The 18,162-nt window shown below is 69.7% G+C and carries 20 protein-coding genes and 1 tRNA gene; 16 read left to right on the forward strand and 5 right to left on the reverse strand.

Going from position 1 to position 18,162, the window contains the following annotated elements; translation table 11 throughout:
* Window positions 1-63 precede the first annotated feature (63 nt).
* The 3 genes from H2038_RS12500 (at window position 64) to H2038_RS12510 (ending at window position 3,933) form a co-directional block, all read left to right on the forward strand.
* On the forward strand, window positions 64-1,713 hold the full coding sequence (locus H2038_RS12500) for an HWE histidine kinase domain-containing protein (protein ID WP_292113764.1): 1,650 nt from the start codon (window positions 64-66) through the stop codon (window positions 1,711-1,713).
* Between the two features lie 60 nt (window positions 1,714-1,773).
* On the forward strand, window positions 1,774-3,693 hold the full coding sequence (locus H2038_RS12505) for a BCCT family transporter (protein WP_292113766.1): 1,920 nt from the start codon (window positions 1,774-1,776) through the stop codon (window positions 3,691-3,693).
* A 63-nt stretch (window positions 3,694-3,756) separates the two neighbouring features.
* A complete protein-coding gene (locus H2038_RS12510) occupies window positions 3,757-3,933 on the forward strand; it encodes a hypothetical protein (protein ID WP_292113768.1) in 177 nt (58 codons plus the stop codon).
* Window positions 3,934-3,935: 2 nt separating this feature from the next.
* Here the strand turns inward: H2038_RS12510 and lipB are convergent, their stop codons facing one another.
* A complete protein-coding gene (lipB, locus tag H2038_RS12515; RefSeq protein WP_292113770.1) occupies window positions 3,936-4,655 on the reverse strand; it encodes a lipoyl(octanoyl) transferase LipB in 720 nt (239 codons plus the stop codon).
* A gap of 29 nt (window positions 4,656-4,684) precedes the next feature.
* Between lipB and H2038_RS12520 the strand changes: the two genes are divergently transcribed.
* The 8 genes from H2038_RS12520 to H2038_RS12555 all read left to right on the forward strand — a co-directional run bounded on the left by H2038_RS12520 (window position 4,685) and on the right by H2038_RS12555 (window position 10,662).
* Entirely contained in the window at window positions 4,685-4,981 is a 297-nt protein-coding gene (locus H2038_RS12520; RefSeq protein WP_292113772.1) for a FliM/FliN family flagellar motor switch protein, read from the forward strand.
* 75 nt (window positions 4,982-5,056) lie between these two features.
* The gene (locus H2038_RS12525) at window positions 5,057-5,449 is read left to right on the forward strand and encodes a four helix bundle protein (RefSeq protein WP_292113774.1); all 393 of its coding nucleotides are present in this window, start codon (window positions 5,057-5,059) and stop codon (window positions 5,447-5,449) included.
* Between the two features lie 75 nt (window positions 5,450-5,524).
* Window positions 5,525-5,609: transfer RNA gene (locus H2038_RS12530), tRNA-Leu, on the forward strand.
* A gap of 62 nt (window positions 5,610-5,671) precedes the next feature.
* The gene (gene mgtE / locus H2038_RS12535; protein WP_292113776.1) at window positions 5,672-7,087 is read left to right on the forward strand and encodes a magnesium transporter; all 1,416 of its coding nucleotides are present in this window, start codon (window positions 5,672-5,674) and stop codon (window positions 7,085-7,087) included.
* Window positions 7,088-7,193: 106 nt separating this feature from the next.
* Window positions 7,194-8,483 (forward strand): lysozyme, encoded by a 1,290-nt coding sequence (locus tag H2038_RS12540; RefSeq protein ID WP_292113778.1) that lies wholly within the window; start codon window positions 7,194-7,196, stop codon window positions 8,481-8,483.
* 37 nt (window positions 8,484-8,520) lie between these two features.
* The gene (locus tag H2038_RS12545) at window positions 8,521-9,684 is read left to right on the forward strand and encodes an isovaleryl-CoA dehydrogenase (protein WP_292113781.1); all 1,164 of its coding nucleotides are present in this window, start codon (window positions 8,521-8,523) and stop codon (window positions 9,682-9,684) included.
* 47 nt (window positions 9,685-9,731) lie between these two features.
* Window positions 9,732-9,920, forward strand: coding sequence for a DUF3008 family protein (locus H2038_RS12550; protein WP_292113783.1), 189 nt, complete (start codon window positions 9,732-9,734; stop codon window positions 9,918-9,920).
* 109 nt (window positions 9,921-10,029) lie between these two features.
* Window positions 10,030-10,662, forward strand: a complete 633-nt coding sequence (locus H2038_RS12555) for an exopolysaccharide biosynthesis protein (RefSeq protein WP_292113786.1) — start codon at window positions 10,030-10,032, stop codon at window positions 10,660-10,662.
* A 56-nt stretch (window positions 10,663-10,718) separates the two neighbouring features.
* On the opposite strand, the gene H2038_RS12560 is transcribed toward H2038_RS12555, so the two are convergent.
* From H2038_RS12560 to flbT, 3 genes are all read right to left on the reverse strand, one after another.
* Window positions 10,719-11,549 (reverse strand): flagellin, encoded by an 831-nt coding sequence (locus H2038_RS12560; protein ID WP_292113788.1) that lies wholly within the window; start codon window positions 11,547-11,549, stop codon window positions 10,719-10,721.
* A 203-nt stretch (window positions 11,550-11,752) separates the two neighbouring features.
* Window positions 11,753-12,124 (reverse strand): flagellar biosynthesis regulator FlaF, encoded by a 372-nt coding sequence (flaF, locus tag H2038_RS12565; RefSeq protein WP_292113790.1) that lies wholly within the window; start codon window positions 12,122-12,124, stop codon window positions 11,753-11,755.
* Window positions 12,084-12,506 (reverse strand): flagellar biosynthesis repressor FlbT, encoded by a 423-nt coding sequence (flbT, locus tag H2038_RS12570; RefSeq protein WP_292113793.1) that lies wholly within the window; start codon window positions 12,504-12,506, stop codon window positions 12,084-12,086. Before flbT ends, flaF begins: the two co-directional genes overlap by 41 nt.
* Before the next feature lie 131 nt (window positions 12,507-12,637).
* On the opposite strand from flbT, the gene H2038_RS12575 reads away from it, so the two are divergent.
* Genes H2038_RS12575 through H2038_RS12585 form a run of 3 tightly spaced genes read left to right on the forward strand, consistent with a single transcriptional unit; the run spans window position 12,638 to window position 15,170 of the window.
* Complete coding sequence (locus H2038_RS12575; protein WP_292113795.1) at window positions 12,638-14,443, forward strand: tetratricopeptide repeat protein; 1,806 nt, start codon at window positions 12,638-12,640, stop codon at window positions 14,441-14,443.
* Window positions 14,444-14,477: 34 nt separating this feature from the next.
* Complete coding sequence (locus H2038_RS12580) at window positions 14,478-14,948, forward strand: hypothetical protein (RefSeq protein WP_292113798.1); 471 nt, start codon at window positions 14,478-14,480, stop codon at window positions 14,946-14,948.
* Between the two features lie 9 nt (window positions 14,949-14,957).
* Entirely contained in the window at window positions 14,958-15,170 is a 213-nt protein-coding gene (locus tag H2038_RS12585; protein WP_292113802.1) for a hypothetical protein, read from the forward strand.
* Between the two features lie 21 nt (window positions 15,171-15,191).
* Here the strand turns inward: H2038_RS12585 and cysS are convergent, their stop codons facing one another.
* On the reverse strand, window positions 15,192-16,601 hold the full coding sequence (gene cysS, locus H2038_RS12590; protein ID WP_292113804.1) for a cysteine--tRNA ligase: 1,410 nt from the start codon (window positions 16,599-16,601) through the stop codon (window positions 15,192-15,194).
* 160 nt (window positions 16,602-16,761) lie between these two features.
* Between cysS and folE the strand changes: the two genes are divergently transcribed.
* The gene (folE, locus tag H2038_RS12595) at window positions 16,762-17,379 is read left to right on the forward strand and encodes a GTP cyclohydrolase I FolE (RefSeq protein WP_292113806.1); all 618 of its coding nucleotides are present in this window, start codon (window positions 16,762-16,764) and stop codon (window positions 17,377-17,379) included.
* Between the two features lie 162 nt (window positions 17,380-17,541).
* Window positions 17,542-17,985: a biopolymer transporter ExbD gene (locus H2038_RS12600; protein ID WP_292113808.1), complete on the forward strand. Its 444-nt coding sequence runs from the start codon at window positions 17,542-17,544 to the stop codon at window positions 17,983-17,985.
* The last annotated feature ends 177 nt before the right edge of the window (window positions 17,986-18,162 follow it).

Raw genomic sequence — 18,162 nt, forward strand, 5'->3', positions numbered from 1 at the left:
CTCGCTCGGAACGGGAACCGGCGCCGTAGTGGCGCGCTTAGGGGCGCGGAGTCAGGGGCGGGCATGGCGAACGGCGGCAACCCGAGATCGGTGCGTTCGATCCTCGTGCTGTTCGCGCTCTGCATCGTGCTGCCGGCCACCCTGGCGATCGGCGGCCTCGTCGCGTGGAACGTGCAGGAGATGCGGCGCTCGCAGGAGGCGGAACTCCTCGCCATCGCCCGGTCCGCCTCGAAGACGGTCGATCTGCGCATGGCGAAGTACGCCACCGCCGCGAGCGCCATCGCCACCTCGATCCCCGTCCTCGCCGGAGACTGGACGGCCACGCGGGAGCGCGTGGACCGACTCGAACTCGGCGACACGGCCTGGGTGGTGATCACCGATCGTGCGGGCCGGCGGCTGCTGAACACCAACCCGGCGGTGCCGGCGGACCCCGTCGTCCGGCTGCCCCGCCCGGCCAGCATACAGGCGGCGCTGCAGTCGCCGGACCCCGTGATCAGCGACCTGTTCACCGGCTCCAGCACAGGCCGGAAAGTCGTCGCGGTTGAGCACGCCGTGCCCGACAGTCCGGAGGATCGGGTGGTTTCGCTTGTGATCGATCCGGTGGGACTGCTCCCGACGCCTTCCGAACTGCCTGTACCCAGCGCCGCCTTCACCACGCTGGTCGACCGCCGCTATCACATCGTTGCGCGAAGCCGGAACCACGTCCGCTGGCAGGGCGCCAGCGCAACCCCGAACATGAGAGCGGCGATGTCGCGGAGCGCGGAAGGCGTCACCGCCAGCCGGTCCCTCGACGGCGAGCCGACCGTGGTCGCCTACACCCGGTCGGACCTGACCGGCTGGACCACCCTGGTGGTCATCCCGCGAGAGGCCTTCCTGCAGCCGGTGTGGCGCAACGGGATCGCCTTCGGGCTCGTCGCCGCCGCCCTCCTTCTGCTCGGCGCCGGCCTCGCGCGCGGCTTCGGCAACGGTCTGATCCGCGAGCTGCGGGCGCTGGAGGATGACGCGGAGCGCCTCGGTCACGGCGAATTCGTGGCCATCCGCACCAGCCGGATCGACAACATCGGCCGCGTGCAGGCCGCGCTCAGCGCCGCCTCCGCCGAGCTGCGCAGCCGGGCCTCCCGGCAGCAGCTGATGATCAACGAGCTGAACCACCGGGTGAAGAACACCCTGGCGACGGTGCAGGGCATCGCGGTGCAGACCTTCCGCCACGGCGACGCCGACGCCCCGTCGAAGTTCGACCACCGCCTGGGAGCCCTCGCAGGCGCGCACGATCTCCTGACCCAGACCTCCTGGGAGCCGGTGGACATCCGGTCGGTGGTGGACCGCTGCGGCGAACCGGCGGCGGGAGGCATCGCCGCCTCCGGTCCGTCGGTGATGTTGCCGCCCCATGCGGCGCTGGCCCTGTGCATGTGCCTGCACGAGCTGGTCACCAACAGCCTGAAGTACGGCGCCCTCTCGGTCCCCGGCGGAAAGATCCTGCTCAGCTGGACGCTGATCCCGGAAGCCGGCGAAATCGACTTCCTGTGGCGGGAACAGGGCGGGCCGCCGGCCCGGCCGCCCGAGCGCAAGGGCTTCGGCACCCGCCTCGTGGACCGGCTGGTGCGCAATGAACTCGGCGGGTCGCTGGAGCGGGATTTTGGCCCCGACGGGCTCGAGATCCGCGCCCGCCTCGCCCCGCCCGAGCACAAGCGCTGGCGCAACACGTTCGATTGACCGCAGCCTCCCCCGGGCCGCCCGCCGGAACCCTGCGGCCGCGGCTACGCTTCCCCTTCCATGCTCAAGTCCCGCATGAACCCGCGCGTCTTCTGGGGAGCCAGCCTGATCATAGGCGGGCTGCTCGCCGCCGCCGTGGCCGCCCCCGCCTCGTCTGACCGGATATTCCAGGCGGCCCAGGCCTGGGTGATCGGCGCCTTCGGCTGGTTCTACATCGCCGCCGTCGCGGGCTTCCTGCTGACGGTCATCGGCCTCGCCCTTGCGCCCACGGGACGTCTGCGGCTGGGCGCAGACGACGCCGAACCCGACTTCCCGTGGCTGTCATGGATCGCCATGCTCTTCGCCGCCGGGATGGGCATCGGCCTGATGTATTTCGCCGTCGCCGAACCGGTGCAGCACTACATCGCCCCGCCCGACGTCGAGCCGCGCACCTTCGACGCCGCCCGCGAGGCGATGGTCATCACCTTCTTCCACTACGGGGTCCACGCCTGGGCGATCTACGCCCTGGTCGGCCTGAGCCTCGCCTATTTCGCCTGGCGCAAGGGCCTCCCGCTGACCCTGCGCTCGGGCCTTTTCCCGCTGCTCGGGCGGCGCATCCACGGGCCCCTCGGCGACGCGGTCGACATCTTCGCCATCTGGGGGACGGTCTTCGGCATCGCCACCTCCCTCGGCTTCGGGGTGGCGCAGATCAACAGCGGCCTCAACTACCTCGTCGGCCTGCCGGTCGGCGCCGGGGTGCAGGTCGGCCTGATCGCCCTGGTGATGGGCGCCGCGATGATTTCGGTGCTCACCGGGCTCGACCGCGGGGTCCGCCGACTGTCGGAACTGAACCTCGTGCTGGCGGTGCTGCTGATGGTTTTCGTGCTGGCGGTCGGCCCGACCGGCTTCCTGCTGAAGGCGGTGTTCCAGAACCTCGGCCTGTACCTGGACGAGTTCTTCGTCCGGACTTTCAACCAGTACGCCTACGAACCCCGCGGCTGGATGGCCAACTGGACCCTGTTCTACTGGGCCTGGTGGATCGCGTGGTCGCCTTTCGTCGGCATGTTCATCGCCCGCATCTCACGCGGGCGGACGGTGCGCGAGTTCATCCTGGGCGTCCTGCTGGTCCCCGCCGGCTTCACCTTCCTGTGGATGACCGTGTTCGGCAACACCGCCATCGCCCTCGACATGGGCGGGGCGCAGGGCGCGATCTCGGCGGCGGTCAGCGCCGACCTTTCGACGGCCATCTTCCGCTTCTTCGAGTACCTGCCCGGGACGGCGATCACCTCGACGATCGCCGTGCTGCTGGTGGCGGTGTTCTTCGTCACCTCCGCCGACTCGGGCTCCCTGGTCATCGACACCATCGCCTCGGGCGGAGCGGACGAGACGCCGCGCTGGCAGCGGGTCTACTGGTGCTCGATCGAGGGCCTCGCCGCGGCCCTCCTGCTGCTGGCCGGCGGCCTGGGCGCGTTGCAGGCCGCCACCCTCGTCTCCGCCCTGCCCTTCACCGCCATCATGATCCTGCTGGCCTTCGGCCTCGTGCGGCAGATGAACGCCGATCGGCAGGGCGTGCCCCTGGGCAAGCCCGTTCCGCCCCTGGGCGAGCGGCTCAAGCGAATTCTGGCGCCGGCGCGCCGGCGCGACGTCGACCGCCAGATCGAGCAGCACGCGGGGCCCGCGCTGGAGGCCGTCCGGCGCGGACTGGAAGCGGAAGGGGTGCCCGACGCGACGGTGGAACGGGATGCGGACGGCGTCAGCCTGTCCGCGCCGGCCGGCGGCCTGCCCTTCGCCTACCGCATCGCGGCCGTCGCCCGACCGCTGCCCGCCTTCACCGCTCTGGAGGCCCCGGAGCCGCGGCGCACCCACGAGTGGCGGCTGGTCGCCCGCGCCGGCCCGGGGGACCGCGGCCGCGACGTCACCGGCTTCACCACCGAGCAGCTGATCGCCGACGTGCTCGAACGTCTGGAACAGCAACGGCGCGCCCACAGGCCCGGGACCTGAGGCGCGCTGGAGGAATTCTGCGGCTCCGGTGAAACCGCCCTTTCCTCAGCGACTTGTCTCTTCATGAGCAAGTCCGTCGACGACATCCGGAGTGAGCTGTCCGGGCTGATCCGCGACGCCGTGCCGGAGGAGGATCCGGCGCGGCGGCAGGCCCTGCTCGTGCTGGCCGACCACTGGTCGGACATCATGCGTCGCCGCCATGCGGCCGGCCTCGACGCCCGGGAGTCGCCCGAAGCCTGAGCTCAGACGGGCGGATCCGCCTCGTGCACCGCGCCGAACACGCGCCGGAAGCTGGTCTTCAGGGCTGCGTCGGCCTCGTCCATGGTCGCCGGCACGCCCAGATCCACCAGGCTGGTGACGCCGTGCTCCTGGATGCCGCACGGGACGATGCCGGCGAAATGCGACAGGTCCGGCTCCACGTTGAGGCTGACGCCGTGGAAGCTGACCCAGCGGCGAACCTTGACCCCGATGGCGGCGATCTTGTCCTCGCGGCTCCAGCCGGCCCCCTTCCGCTCCACCCAGACCCCGACGCGGCCCTCCCTCGCGCCGGCGGGCACGCCGAACTCGCCGAGGGCGCCGATGATCCACTGCTCGAGCCCCCGCACGAAGGCGCGCACGTCGCGCCCGCGGTGGCTCAGGTCCAGCATCACATAGGCCACCCTCTGGCCCGGGCCGTGATAGGTGAACTGGCCGCCGCGTCCGGTGCGGTGGACCGGGAAGCGGCCGGGATCCAGAAGGTCCTCGTCCCGGGACGACACTCCGGCCGTGTAGAGCGGCGGGTGCTCCAGCAGCCAGACGAGCTCGCCGGCCTTGCCGGACACGATGTCGGCGGCCCGCCGCTCCATCGCCCGCACGGCGGCGGGATACGGGACACGGTCGGTCGACACGGCCCAGCCGGCGGCGCGACCGTCCGCGCGGACCAGTTTGTGCAGCGGCGCTTCGCTTAAGGTTGGAGAAACCATGACGCTCCAATGTGGGGGCCGGGAGCGCCATGCAAGACCAGCCCGCCCAAGTCCAGTCAGCGTCGAGTACCCCCATGAGCCAGATCGAAGCCGTCGACGTGGAGATCTCGGTCGTGCTGGGGCGTTCCGTGCTGCCTATGGCCCAGCTTCTCCGCATGGGCCGCGGCGCCGTGATCCCGCTCGACGCGTCGGAGCACGACGAGGTCTGGATCCTCGCCAACAACCACCCCGTCGCCCGCGGCGCCATCGAGATCCGCGACGACCGCATAGCCATCACGGTGACGCGGCCGGCGGACGTCTACGACTTCATGGCGGGGGCGGCGTAGGGGGAGGCGGCAGGAAGTAGGAAGTAGGAAGTAGGAAGTAGTCACAAACCCGGACCGTACTGCGCGGAGAGCAGAATGTCGGGCGTTCAGAGCTACCGCGATCTCCTTGTCTGGCAACGGGCCATGGATATCGCCGCCGCCACCTACGAACTCAGCCGGCTCTATCCGAAAGACGAGCTCTTCGGACTCACCTCCCAAAGTCGCCGCGCCGCCGCTTCCATCGCCGCCAATATTGCCGAAGGACACGGTCGGACCAATCGATCCACGTTCGCACACTTCCTGCGGATCGCCCAAGGTTCGCTGAAGGAACTCGAGACCCACCTCCTTCTGGCGGAGCGCGTCGGCGTGGCGCCGCCCCAATCCACCGGCGCCCTTCTCGCCAGCACGGACGAGCTCGGCCGCATGCTGCGAGCGCTGATCGTCAAGGTTCAGAAAAGGCCGGTCGACCTGTCCTCCCCTAATTCCTGAGACCTACTACCTACTCCCTCGACAGCCCCCTTTCCTTCCGTCGCGACCTCCGCTATCAGCCCCCCTCCGATGCGAGCGGTCGTGGCGGAATTGGTAGACGCGCAGCGTTGAGGTCGCTGTGGGGCAACCCGTGGAAGTTCGAGTCTTCTCGACCGCACCATCGATACTTTGAAGGGCGACTCATCGGCATAATGCTGATCTGACATGCAGGGAGGTCGACGCGTGAGCACCACCGCATCCGCCCCCCTGCCGCCCGACGAGGCCGACATCGAACACGTGGCGCTGGACGAGGACTATGTCCTGACGGCGGGCTTCGTGGAGAAGGTCGTCGACGCCGCTGACGACGGCGACGGCCTGAGGCTGCGCGCCCTGCTCGAGGACCTGCACCCCGCCGACGTGGCCGACCTGATGGGCTTCCTGACCGCGGAGCACCGCGCGGTGGTCACCCTGTGGCTGCCGCCCGACCTGCTGGCCGAGACCCTGCCCGAGCTCGACGACGGCATCCGCGAGGAGGTGCTGGAGCGCGTCCCGCACCTGACGCTGGCGGAGGCGCTGCAGGAGCTCGACTCCGACGACGCCGCCGCCGTGGTCGAGGACCTTGAGGCGGACCAGCGCGAGAAGGTGCTGGCGGCCATGCCCGAGGTCGACCGGGCCGCCATCGAGAGTTCGCTGGGCTATGCCGAGGACTCGGCCGGCCGCCTGATGCAGCGCGAGGTCATGGCCGCGCCGCAGTTCTGGAACGTCGGCGACACCATCGATCACGTGCGCGCCCAGGGCGAGGATCTGCCCGAACTGTTCTTCGACATCTATGTCGTCGATCCGCTGAACCGTCCGGTGGGCGGGGTGCCGATCAGCCGCCTGCTGCGGACCCCGCGGGCCACGCCGCTCAGCGAGATCATGGAGCCGGTCAACGAGATCGCCGTCGACCAGGACCAGGAAGAAGTCGCCTACATCTTCGAGAAGTACCACCTGATCTCGGCCCCGGTCATCGACTCGGCCGGCCGGCTGGTGGGCCAGATCACCGTCGACGACATCGTCAACATCATCCAGGAGGAGAACCGCGAGGACATCCTCCGTCTCGCCGGCGTTTCGGACGAGGACCGCGGCTCCTCGGTGCCGGAAATCGTCCGGGGTCGAGTGCCGTGGCTGGCGATCAATCTCGCCACGGCGGTGCTGGGGGCCAGCGTGATCGGCTGGTTCGAGTACACCATCCAGCAGATCGTGGCCCTGGCGATCCTGATGCCGATCGTCTCGGCCATCGGCGGCAACGCCGGCACCCAGGCCCTGACGGTGACCGTGCGGGCCCTCGCCACCCGCGAACTGAACAGCTCCAACGCCCCCCGCACCTTCTGGCGCGAACTGCTGGTGGGGATGGCCAACGGGCTGGTGCTGGCGCCGCTCATCGGTCTGGCGACCGCCTTCTGGTTCCGGGACGAGGACTGGCGCATCGGCCTGGTCATCGCCGCCGCCATGGTGCTCAACCTGCTGGTGGCCGCCACCGTGGGCGTGCTCACGCCGCTCACCCTCTCCCGCCTCAAGTTCGACCCGGCGGTGTCCTCGGCGGTCTTTGTCACAGCGACGACCGATTTCTTCGGTTTCCTGATCTTCCTCGGACTGGCGACGATCGTGCTCCTGTAGGCGCGGAGCTTGCTGCTCCCGTCTCAAGCGAGCGTCTCCCGTCTCGATTTGGATCAATCCGGTGTCCGAACCCGCCAGGCCACGTCTGAAGGTCTCCCGCGAAGGGATGATCCTCATCAAGAGCTTCGAAGGCTTCCGGCCGCGCGCGGCGAGGGGCGACGACGGCCGCTGGGTGATCGGCTACGGCCACACCGCTTCGGCCCGCGAGGGGCTGACCGTGGGCGAACAGGACGCCGAGCTCCTCCTGCAGTACGACCTCCTGCCGGTGGTCAAGGCGCTGAACGAGCGGGTCGAGACGCCGCTGAACCAGCACCAGTTCGACGCCCTCGCCAGCTTCGCCATCTCTGTCGGCGTCGAGCGCTTTCTCGCCTCGGACGTGCTGCAGCGTCTCAATTCGGGCCGCGCCGGTGAGGCCGCGGACGCCCTGATCGGCTGGCCGGAGCCGCCGTCGGCGGACAACGCCCTGCGCCGCCGCGCGGCCGAGCGCGCCCTGTTCTTCGCCGATCCGCAGTCGCCGGTACACCTCGCCGACCTGCTGGCCGCGCCCCTGCCTCCGCCGGAGATCCCTGCGCCGGCCGGCTCCGGGCCGGCTGAAGACGCCGCCGACGAGGGAACGCCGGCGGCCGAAGCGCCAGACGCCGCGCCTGCGCCGCAGGCCGGGGCGACCGCCCCCGCCTGGGCGCCTCAGGAACGGGCCTTCCTGCCGCCGCGCCCGACGCTGGTGCACCAGTGGTTCTCCCCCTACGCCGGCGTCGCCCCCGGTCCGCTGCCGGGCTTTCCGTCCGCAGCGCCGCCGCCGGGGCCGCCTGCCGATCCGGGTCCGCCGGCCGCGGAACCGTCCGTCGCGGAGGCCCCCGCTTCGGAGAGCCCCGCCCCGGAGAGCGCGCCTCCGGACTCCGGGACTGCGGAAACGCCGGAGCCCTTCCCTGCCTGGCCCCCCGCCGCGGGAGAGGCTGCGCCGCCGCCTGCCCCGTTCCCGGCTGCCGAGGACAGCGCCCCGATCGTCCCGACGTTCGGGGAGCCGCTGGTCCTGACGCCGCCCGCCGAGGCGGAAGCCGTGCACCCGGGTCGCGAGCCGTGGCCTGACGCCGCTCCGGCCGATCCGGAAGCGGGGGAGCTCTTCGACGAGCCGCCCTCCGCTCCCGTCCTGCGGCACGAAGCCGGGGTCCCGTCGACGCGTCGCTTCGACTGGGGCGAGACCGGCGCCTTCATGATCATGGGCGCCATCGGCCTGGCGGCCTGCGCCTTCTCGGCCGCCGCCTTCCGCAAGGCGATGACCGACGATTCCTTCATCGGCGACTTCACCCTCATCGGCTGGGTGCTGGCGCTGATCGGCCTGACCTGCGTCGGCGTGTCCGCGTGGAACCTCTATCGTCGCTGGGGGCGGCGCGACTGACTTTGCCCGGCGCGCCGGCGGTGCTACGCCCGGCCTCATGAGCATTCCCAACGCCCCCCAGTCGATGGAATTCGGCCTCGGCGACACCGCCGACATGATCCGCGAAACGACCGCCCGCTGGGCCGCCGACCGGCTCGCGCCGCTGGCGGCCGAGATCGACGAGAAGAACGAGTTCCGGCGCGAGCTGTGGCCCGAGATGGGCGAGCTCGGCCTGCACGGAATCACCGTCGAGGAGGAATGGGGCGGCCTCGGCCTCGGCTACCTCGAGCACGTGGTGGCCATGGAGGAGGTGTCCCGCGCCTCGGCCTCGATCGGCCTCAGCTACGGCGCGCACTCCAACCTGTGCGTCAACCAGATCCGGCGTTGGGGCACGGAGGAGCAGAAGCAGCGCTATCTGCCGAAGCTGATCTCGGGCGAGCACGTCGGGTCGCTGGCCATGTCCGAGGCCGGGTCGGGGTCGGACGTCATGTCCATGCGCACCCGGGCCGAGAAGAAGGGCGACCGCTACGTCCTGAACGGGACCAAGTTCTGGATCACCAACGCGCCCCACGCCGACACCCTCGTGGTCTACGCCCGCACCGGCGACGGCAACAGCGGCGTCACCGCCTTCCTGATCGAGAAGGGCATGAAGGGCTTCAGCGTCTCGAAGAAGCTGGACAAGATGGGCATGCGCGGTTCGGACACCGCCGAGCTGGTGTTCGAGGACTGCGAGGTCCCGGAGGAGAACATCATGGGCGGCGAGGGCCGCGGCGCGGCCGTGCTCATGTCCGGCCTCGACTACGAACGCGCGGTCCTCTCGGCCGGCCCGCTGGGCATCATGCAGGCGGCGCTGGACGTCGTCCTGCCCTACGTCCGCGAGCGCAAGCAGTTCGGCAAGGCGATCGGGTCGTTCCAGCTGATGCAGGGCAAGATCGCCGACATGTACGTGGCCCTGAACTCGGCCCGCGCCTACGTCTACGCCGTCGCCCGCGCGTGCGACGCCGGCCTGACCACCCGCTATGACGCCGCCGGCGCCATCCTGCTGGCCTCCGAGAACGCGGTGAAGGTCAGCCTTGAGGCGGTGCAGGCCCTCGGCGGCGCCGGCTATACGAAGGAATGGCCGGTCGAGCGTCTGGTCCGCGACGCCAAGCTCTACGACATCGGCGCCGGCACCAACGAGATCCGGCGCTTCCTGATCGGGCGGGAGTTGCTGGGGAGCTAGGAACCGGCAGGCGGGCGTCGCGGTTCCGGAAGCGGAAGGAGACCGTCATGCCCGCCAAATCCGCCGCCCAGCAGAAGGCCGCCGGCGCCGCCCTGTCGGCCAAGCGTGGCGACACGCCGAAGTCGAAGCTCCAGGGACCGTCGAAGTCGATGGCCGAATCGATGAGCGAGAAGGAGCTGGAGAAGATGGCCAGCACCAGTCGCAAGGACAAGCCGGAGCACAAGTCCGACGCCTGACCGCCGCCCCCCTCGGCCGGCGGCGCCGCATGTGGATGTTTGTTAAGTGGCGCTTGCGCCCCGACGTGCATAGATCGCCGATACAACCGTCCAGCCGAGCCGTCGCCCGATGCCCGACTACGACTACCAGAGCGACACACGGCCGTTCTCGCAGGTGATCGAGGACATCGGCCGCAAGGACGATCGCAAGCTCTACCTGGGCGAGCTGGTCGACGCCTTCGGCGAGCGGGGCTTCGGGGCCCTGATGCTGTTCTTCGGCCTGCTCAACATCGCCATCGGGATCATCCCCGGCACCACCACCATCCTGGGGGCGCCGCTGCTGCTGATGGGGCTGCAGCTCGCCACCCGCCAGGACCAGCTGTGGCTGCCGCGCTGGGCGCTGAAGCGCTGGATCGAGCGCAAGGCCTACCGCGAGGGGGTCGAGAAGGTCCTGCCGCGCGTGCGCATGGTCGAGCGCCTGTCCCGGCCGCGGCTGCACGCGATGACCAGCGAGGTCTCCGAGGTGCTGATCGGCCTGGCCACCGTCGCCCTCGCCTGCATTCTCATCCTGCCGATCTGGGGCGGCAATCTGGTGCCGGCCCTGATCATCTCCACCTTCGGCTTCGGCCTGATGCAGCGCGACGGCCTGGTGGTGCTGATCGGCTGGGTCGGCGTGACCGGAGTGGCGCTGTTCATCTGGCTGGCCTGGGAGATCGTCAGCCGCGCCTTCGTCGCCGTGTACCAGATGTTCGGCCTGGGCTGAGACGCGAGACGCCGGAGAGGTCTCCCTCCCCGGCGCCTGCGAGAGCCTGACGTGAATCAGCCGCGGAACAGCGACAGGACCAGCTGCGGAGTCTGGTTGGCGATTCCCAGCGCCTGAACCCCCAGCTGCTGCTTTGTCTGCAGGGCCTGGAGCTTGGCGCTTTCCTTCGCCAGATCGGCGTCGACGAGGTTCCCCACTCCCGCCTCCAGCGCATCCGTCAGCTTGCCGACGAAGGTGATGTGGGTCGAGAGCGCCTTCGACTTGGTGCCCAGCCGCGCGAGCGCGCCCGAGACCGTGTCGATGGAGGCCGTGACGTCCGCCAGGGCGTTCGTCGCGTCCGTCAGGGTGTCGATCGTCTGCGTCGCCGCGACCGAGACGTTCGTGCTGCCCAGAGCCATGACCTCGGCGCCGACGGTGAGCGTCGACGAGCCTTGCGCATTGGCCAGCGCCTGGAACCCCGTCGCGCCCGTCTCCAGCAGGTTGATCCCGTTGAATTCGGCGTTGGCGGTGACCGAGGCGATCTGGTCGCGCAGGGCGACGAAATCCTCGTTCAGGGCGGCCCGGGCCGCGGTCTTTAGCGACGCGTCGGTCGCCGCGAGAGCCTTCTCCTTCATCTGGAGCAAGAGGTCGGAGACCGTCTCGCCCGCCGCCAGCGCCACATCGACCGCGGCGACGCCGCGATCGAGAGACTGTTTCACCGCGGTCAGCGCCCCGATCTCGGCTCGTTGGCCCTGGGCGATCGCCCAGATGGCCCCGTTGTCCTTGGCGTTCGCCACAGATTTCCCGGTGTTGATCCGGCTCTGCGTCGTCGCCAACTGGGCGTTGGTCGCGTTCAGGTTCTGGAGCGCGATCTGCGCGCCCACGTTGGTGTTGACCGACATGACCATCGGCTGTTCCTTCCATTCTGGTCGGGTGGCTAACGGCCTTCTGGCCGTCGAACCGGTTCTGGTTCACACGCCCTGGCGCAAGAACCATGCCCGTCCACGGAAGCGGAAAAGTCGAGGCTTTACAGGGGCCAGGGCTCGACCCCCGGCCGTCGGGCGGCGGCAATCGCCGCCGTCGCCGGGTCAGAATTGCCGGGCCTGCCGGGTCAGGCGGCCTGGGCCGGCGCGCCGGGGCCGGCCAGGCCCTGCATGATCATCCGGTTGATGTCGATGAGGGGCTCGAAGTCCTCCTCGCCGCGCATCACCGCCGACGAATGGCGGCCGACGAACAGGCTGATCGAGATGATCTGCGCCCGCAGCGCCTGGTCCATGGCGTTGTCGGGATTGGCGCAGTCGGTGGCCAGCGTCGACCACAGGCGCCGGTTCCAGTCCAGCGCGTCGATGCGGGTGGCGATGTCCTTGGGATCCACCGTGGCGGCGTGCATCAGCGCCCGGGTCACCTGCCCGAACAGCCGGTACTCCATTTCACGCGGGTTCTCAGCCCGGGTGGCCGCCGCCTTGTACGCCTGAAGCGACATTCGCCAGACCTTCCTCGTAATCGACCAGTTTCCGGGCCGCCATCAACGCCTTGTAGTACTCGCGGCCCATCACGTACCGGGACGCCGCCACGCAGTCGGCCAGAACGGCCGGGTTGCGGGTGGCCCCCATGAACTCTGTCAGGCGCATGGCGAACTCGTCGTAGAGCTTCGGCGCCGCGCTCTCGTCGAGGTACATCATCATCACCGGGAAGTAGATGCGCTTCGCCGGCGTATTGACGTCCTCGGGCTGCAGGATGTCCTTCTCCCGCAGCACGCTCGCCTTGTTCTGCAGGATGAGCACGCCGCGCCGGTCGCCGTTCTGGACGACGGCCCCGTTCAGCACGAATTTCTCGCCCGGCTTGAGCGACAGCTTCAACGGCATCTCGGCGGATTCCCCTCGCGCCCGGTCCGGAGGTTAGGAAGCCGGGGACCAACGCAGAATAAACAGACGTGGTTAACCATGTCTTGTGACCCGTCCGGCGAAGCTGGTCGCGCCACCGCAGGAGTCGCGCCATGTCCGCCCCCGAGCTCGCCCCCGAACTGGTCCACGCCCCGGCGCCCACGGCCCAGGGCGCAGCCGGGGACGCCGCCTCGCCCGAGGCCCTGCGCCGCCTGTCGCGGCAGCTGGCCGGAACAAGGAGCGCGCGCACCCGCCAGAAGGTTATCGACAGGCTGAAGGCCGCTTTGGCGGCCGTGCGCACCGGCGACTACGCCGCCGGCTCGCGGCGCGCCATCGAGGCCCTGCAGCTCGACGAGACCAGCGGCCTCGCCTGGCACGTGCTGGCGATCTGCCGCGAAAAGTCGGGGGCCTTCGGCCAGGCGCTGCACGCCTATGAGGCGGCGCTGAAGCTGCTGCCGAACGAGACCGACGTGGCCCAGGACCTCGGCCGGCTGGCGCAGCAGCTGGGCTACCTCGAGATCGCCGAGAAGCTGCTGCTCAAATACCTCGCCGCCCACCCGGGTCACATCGAGGCGACCAACAACCTGGCCTGCGTCCAGCGCGACCAGAAGCGTTACGGCGACGCGGTCGAGACCCTGCGCGCCCTGCTGGCGCTCGAGCCGGAATCGGCGGTGCTGTGGAACACCCTCGGCACCGTGCTCAGCGACCAGGGCGACATGGCGACCGCCCTCACCTTCTACCAGGAAGCCCTGCGCCTCGACCCGAAGCTGGCCAAGGCCCGCTACAACCGGGCCAACGCCCGCCAGCCCATGGGCGACGCGGCCGGCGCCCTGGAGGACCTCGAGGCGGCCCTTCCGGGAGCCGAGAGCCCCTACGAGCGGGCGATGATGAACATGGCGCGCGCCATGCTGCTGATGACCCTGGGCCGCATCCCGGAAGGCTTCGAGGCCTACGAGATCCGGCTGGACCCCCACCTCCCGGACGCGATGCGGGTGGCGGTGGACGCGCCGCGCTGGGACCAGCGTCCGGAGAGCCTGGCCGGAAAGCGGCTGCTGATCGTCGGCGAACAGGGGATCGCGGACGAGATGGTGTTCGGAACCTGCGTCGCCGACGCCCTCGAGGCGGTGGGGCCGCAGGGCAAGGTCTTCCTCGCCGTCGAGCCGCGCCTCGTCGGCCTCTTCCAGCGCGCCTTCCCCTCCGTGGAGGTGGGCGGGCACCGGTCGATCAAGCTCGACGGCCGCATCACCCGCTACGTTCCGTTCGTCGAGGCGCTGCCGGAGCCTGTCGACGCCTGGGTTCCGATGGCGTCGCTGCTCGCTCCCTTCCGCCCCTCGGTCGAGCGGTTTCCCGCCGCCGGCGGCTACCTTCCGGCCGATCCCGAGCGGGTGGCGCGCTGGCGGGCGGAGCTGGAGCGGCTGGGCCCGGGTCTCAAGGTCGGGCTGCACTGGAAGAGTCTGGTGCTCAACGGCTCGCGGGCCCGCTACTTCTCGAACTTCGAGCGATGGGCCCCGGTCCTGACCACCCCGGGAGCGGTGATGGTCAACCTGCAGTGCGGCGACGTGAGCGAGGATCTGGCGGCCGCGGAGGCCGCCGGCGTGAGCATCTGGACCCCGCCCATCGACCTCAAGGACGACCTGGAGGACGTGGCGGCCCTGTCGGTGGCGCTTGATCTCGTCATCGGCCCGGGCATCGCCGGGACCAACCTCGCCGCGGCCGTCGGCGCGAACACCTGGATGATCGCCGCCCCCGACGACTGGCACTTCCTCGGCACGGAGCGCTATCCGTTCTATCCGCACCTCCGGTTCTTCCGGCGCGAGGCTTTCGACTCCTGGGAGCCGACTCTGGCGCGGGTGCGGGAGGCGCTTGAGGCGCTGGCCGCGCAACCGGCGTTCGCCCGGAACCAGCGGAACACCGCCTGACTCCAGGGCGTTGATCGGGCGAAGGAGCTTCGCCATGCCCGAGATCGACGACAACGGCCCCGACGACCAGGACTTCTCCGAGGTGTTCGACGAGGACAACTTCGACGAGGCCGACGCCGGCGCGCCGAGCAACGAGTTCAGGACCTTCGAGGAACTGCCCGAGGTGCTCGACGTCACCCGGGCCGAAGGCGACGCTGACTCGGAAGATGCGGATGACGCTGACGGCGCCGACGCCGATATCGACGACGAGCTGTCGGCGACGGGAGTCGAGCCCGAGGCCGACCCCCTTTACGGCACCGACAGTCCCCGCATCTCCGAGATCGACGAAGGCGGCGGCGAGATCCGGACGCACGACGAGGTCGAGCTGGTCTACGCCGGCCTCATGGAAGACGTGCGCGGCGCCCAGGCGAGCGCCGCTCACTGGGAGGCCAAACGCCTGTCCGACGATGACATCGACGATCTGGGTTACGGCCCGGACGGCGACGAAGATCACCCCTCGAGCTGAGGAGCCGACATGACCGATAACAAGCCCCACAACCCGGAGCATCAGCAGGCGCCGGCCGACGACATCGCCTACGCCCGCAAGGCCGAGCCGAAAGAAGGCAAGACCGACCAGCTGTGCGAGGATGAGCGCAAGGCGGAGAGCCGCCAGGAAGCGCTCGTCGACGAAGGCGTCGAAGAGACCTTCCCCGCCAGCGACCCGGTCGCGGCGAAGCGGATCACCTGACCAGGCGTCCGGGGGAGCGGCTCAGCCTTTCAGCCGCCAGGTCGCTCCCTCCGGCCCGTCCATCACCACGACATTGAGAGCATTGAGCCGGTCCCGGATGCGATCCGCCGCCGGCCAGTCCTTCGCGGCGCGGGCGCTGGCGCGCTGCTCCAGGAGGGCCTCGACCTCCTGTCGCAGTTCGTCCGACACCTCGCCCTCCAGCCAGGCCGCCGGCTCCGCCTGCAGAACGCCCAGCAGACGTCCCGCCGCAAGCAGCCGGCCCTTGGCCTCGGCGACCGCGATCCGGTCCCCCGCCGTCATCCCCCGCTCGATCTCGCTGGAGAGGCCGAACAGGGTCGCCATGGCGCCGGGGGTGTTGAGGTCGTCCTCGATCGCCTTGAGGAAGTCCGCGGGCGGTTCGTCGGTCGACGCCTCGACGCCTGCCGCCCGGTGCAGCGCCCCGTACAGCCGGTCCAGCGACTTGCGGCTCTGCTCCAGCAGTCCCTGGTTCCAGTCCAGCGGCTGGCGGTAGTGCGCCGACAGCAGCGCCCAGCGCACCACCTCGCCGGGCATGTTGCGGACCAGATCATGCAACAACAGGACGTTGCCGATCGACTTCGACATCTTCTCGGCGTCCACGGTCAGGAAGCCGTTGTGCATCCAGTAGCGGCTGTAGGCCGCGTGGGCGTCGGGTCCGTGGGCGTGGCCGTGGGCGCAGACGCCCTGGGCGATCTCGTTCTCGTGGTGCGGAAACACCAGGTCGATGCCGCCGCCGTGGATGTCGATCGGCAGGCCGAGCTCCGCCTCGATCATCGCCGAGCACTCGATGTGCCAGCCCGGCCGCCCCTCGCCCCACGGGGAGGGCCACGAAGGCTCGCCCGGCTTCGACGGCTTCCACAGCACGAAGTCGTGCGGATTCTTCTTGTAGGGCGCGATCTCGACCCGGGCGCCGGCGATCATGTCGTCGAGGTTGCGGCCGGACAGGCGGCCGTAGCTCTCGTAGGCCGACACGTCGAACAGGACGTGGCCCTCGGCGGCGTAGGCGCATCCGTTGTCGATGATCGCGGCGATCTGGGCGACGATGGCGTCCATGTGATCGGTGACGTGAGGCGCGGTGTCCGGCGGCGAAACGTTGAGCCGCGCCATGTCCTCCAGATAGGCGGCTTCGTAGCGGGCGGTGACGTCGCCGATCGGGACGCCCTCCTTCGCCGCCTTCGCATTGATCTTGTCGTCCACGTCGGTGACGTTGCGAGCGTAGATCACATGGTCGGAGCCGTAGGTCCGGCGCAGCAGGCGCACCAGGACGTCGAACACCACCGGCGGGCGGGCGTTGCCGATGTGGGCGTAGTCGTAGACGGTCGGGCCGCAGACGTAGAGCGTCACCCGCCCCGGATCGCGCGGCTCGAACACGCGCTTCTCGCGCTCCAGGGTGTCGTAGATCGTCAGCGGCATCGGGCTGCAGGCGCCTTGAGTTTTCTTGCGGAACGGACGGGATCGCCCATATAGCCGCCTTGCCGTAGACTCGACAGGGTTTCGGCCGAGATTGAGGAGAGCGGCGCGCGTCCTTCCGGCGGCCTTCGCCCCGGCGCTACTTCGCCGCTTCGGAGACAGAATGAGCGTCACCCCTGTGAAGCCGGTCCTGGTCGGCGATCCTGACGAGGTCCAGCGTCCCAGCCGCGAGCAGGCCCTGGAGGCGGTCCGCACCCTGCTGGCGTGGGCCGGCGACAACCCCGACCGGGAAGGTCTGCGGGACACGCCCAAGCGGGTGGTCGACGCCTACGCCGAATGGTTCGACGGCTACGAGGCCGACGCGGCGAAGGAGCTGAGCCGCACCTTCGAGGACGTGCAGGGCTACGACGACATGGTGCTGCTGCGCGACATCGAGGTCGAGAGCCACTGCGAGCACCACATGGCCCCGTTCCTGGGCAAGGCCTATGTGGCCTACATCCCGAACGAGAAGGTCGTGGGCATCTCCAAGCTGGCCCGCGTGGTCGAGATCTACGCCCGCCGCCTGCAGACCCAGGAAGTGCTGACCAACCAGATCGCCGAGGCCATCGAATCGAACCTGCAGCCGCAGGGCGTGGCCATCCTGATCGACGCCGAGCACCAGTGCATGACCACGCGCGGCGTCCATCATCGCCACGTTTCGACCATCACCACCCGTTTCACTGGCGTCTTCAAGTCCGACGGGGCGCTCAAGGACCGTTTCCTCAAGCTCGCGAGGGGCTGAGGCCGGTTCGCCTGCCGGGCGTAATCGGAAGCGACATGCGCTTCCGGAACCCCGGGAGGACCGAAGCCGCTTTACAAGGCGGTTCCGGGACGCCAAGAGACGGACCGAAGCTTTCAGCGACGCTCGCCGCACCACGCGCCGGGCCTGACGGAGATCACGCGCATGGGCGCCAAACTTTCGGGACCGGGCGGCGGCAAGGCCCACACGATCGAGCAGAACGCGGACATCAACGTCACGCCGTTCGTGGACATCATGCTGGTGCTGCTGATCATCTTCATGGTCGCCGCGCCGCTGGCCACCGTGTCGATCCGCCTCGACCTGCCGCCGGCCACCCCGCCGGATCCGAACGACACCCCCAAGGAACCGGTCTACATCACCATCCAGGAGTCGGGCTCGATCTTCCTCGCCGACCGCCAGACCTCGCTCGAGACGCTGGCCGCCGACGCCTGCACCTCGCTGGGCGGCGGTTTCCCGGCCTGCAAGGAAGAGCGCATCTTCGTCCGGGCCCAGCCCGAGGTGTCGTACAACCAATTCATGGAAGTCATGAACAACCTCCAGGAGAACGGCTTCTTCAAGGTCGGTCTGCTGAACGAGGACATCGAATAGGCTTCGCGCCGGTTCAGACGATCAGGGCCGCGTCCTCCGGGACGCGGCCCTTTTTTATCGCCCGGATGGTCGGCCGTCGCGCGGCCCTACTGCACCGACTGGCGGGGCTGGGCGGGGGCGGCCTCGGCGGTGGGCTGGTAGGGACGCTCGCCGGTGGGCTCGGCGGGCGTCCCTACC

It is taken from the genome of Brevundimonas sp., assembly GCF_013912005.1.
GTDB lineage: Bacteria > Pseudomonadota > Alphaproteobacteria > Caulobacterales > Caulobacteraceae > Brevundimonas.

What these genes read in the sequence shown, in the direction of transcription:
- H2038_RS12505 (WP_292113766.1), top strand. Translation starts at nt 1,774, where the DNA reads ATGCTCAAGTCCCGCATGAACCCGCGCGTCTTCTGGGGAGCCAGCCTG.
- H2038_RS12555 (WP_292113786.1), top strand. Translation starts at nt 10,030, where the DNA reads ATGCCCGACTACGACTACCAGAGCGACACACGGCCGTTCTCGCAGGTG.
- H2038_RS12540 (WP_292113778.1), top strand. Translation starts at nt 7,194, where the DNA reads ATGATCCTCATCAAGAGCTTCGAAGGCTTCCGGCCGCGCGCGGCGAGG.
- lipB (WP_292113770.1), bottom strand. Translation starts at nt 4,655, where the DNA reads ATGGTTTCTCCAACCTTAAGCGAAGCGCCGCTGCACAAACTGGTCCGC.
- folE (WP_292113806.1), top strand. Translation starts at nt 16,762, where the DNA reads ATGAGCGTCACCCCTGTGAAGCCGGTCCTGGTCGGCGATCCTGACGAG.
- flbT (WP_292113793.1), bottom strand. Translation starts at nt 12,506, where the DNA reads ATGCCGTTGAAGCTGTCGCTCAAGCCGGGCGAGAAATTCGTGCTGAAC.
- H2038_RS12560 (WP_292113788.1), bottom strand. Translation starts at nt 11,549, where the DNA reads ATGGTCATGTCGGTCAACACCAACGTGGGCGCGCAGATCGCGCTCCAG.
- H2038_RS12585 (WP_292113802.1), top strand. Translation starts at nt 14,958, where the DNA reads ATGACCGATAACAAGCCCCACAACCCGGAGCATCAGCAGGCGCCGGCC.
- H2038_RS12510 (WP_292113768.1), top strand. Translation starts at nt 3,757, where the DNA reads ATGAGCAAGTCCGTCGACGACATCCGGAGTGAGCTGTCCGGGCTGATC.
- H2038_RS12600 (WP_292113808.1), top strand. Translation starts at nt 17,542, where the DNA reads ATGGGCGCCAAACTTTCGGGACCGGGCGGCGGCAAGGCCCACACGATC.
- H2038_RS12500 (WP_292113764.1), top strand. Translation starts at nt 64, where the DNA reads ATGGCGAACGGCGGCAACCCGAGATCGGTGCGTTCGATCCTCGTGCTG.
- H2038_RS12550 (WP_292113783.1), top strand. Translation starts at nt 9,732, where the DNA reads ATGCCCGCCAAATCCGCCGCCCAGCAGAAGGCCGCCGGCGCCGCCCTG.
- H2038_RS12545 (WP_292113781.1), top strand. Translation starts at nt 8,521, where the DNA reads ATGAGCATTCCCAACGCCCCCCAGTCGATGGAATTCGGCCTCGGCGAC.
- cysS (WP_292113804.1), bottom strand. Translation starts at nt 16,601, where the DNA reads ATGCCGCTGACGATCTACGACACCCTGGAGCGCGAGAAGCGCGTGTTC.
- H2038_RS12580 (WP_292113798.1), top strand. Translation starts at nt 14,478, where the DNA reads ATGCCCGAGATCGACGACAACGGCCCCGACGACCAGGACTTCTCCGAG.
- flaF (WP_292113790.1), bottom strand. Translation starts at nt 12,124, where the DNA reads ATGTCGCTTCAGGCGTACAAGGCGGCGGCCACCCGGGCTGAGAACCCG.
- H2038_RS12525 (WP_292113774.1), top strand. Translation starts at nt 5,057, where the DNA reads ATGTCGGGCGTTCAGAGCTACCGCGATCTCCTTGTCTGGCAACGGGCC.
- H2038_RS12575 (WP_292113795.1), top strand. Translation starts at nt 12,638, where the DNA reads ATGTCCGCCCCCGAGCTCGCCCCCGAACTGGTCCACGCCCCGGCGCCC.
- H2038_RS12520 (WP_292113772.1), top strand. Translation starts at nt 4,685, where the DNA reads ATGCAAGACCAGCCCGCCCAAGTCCAGTCAGCGTCGAGTACCCCCATG.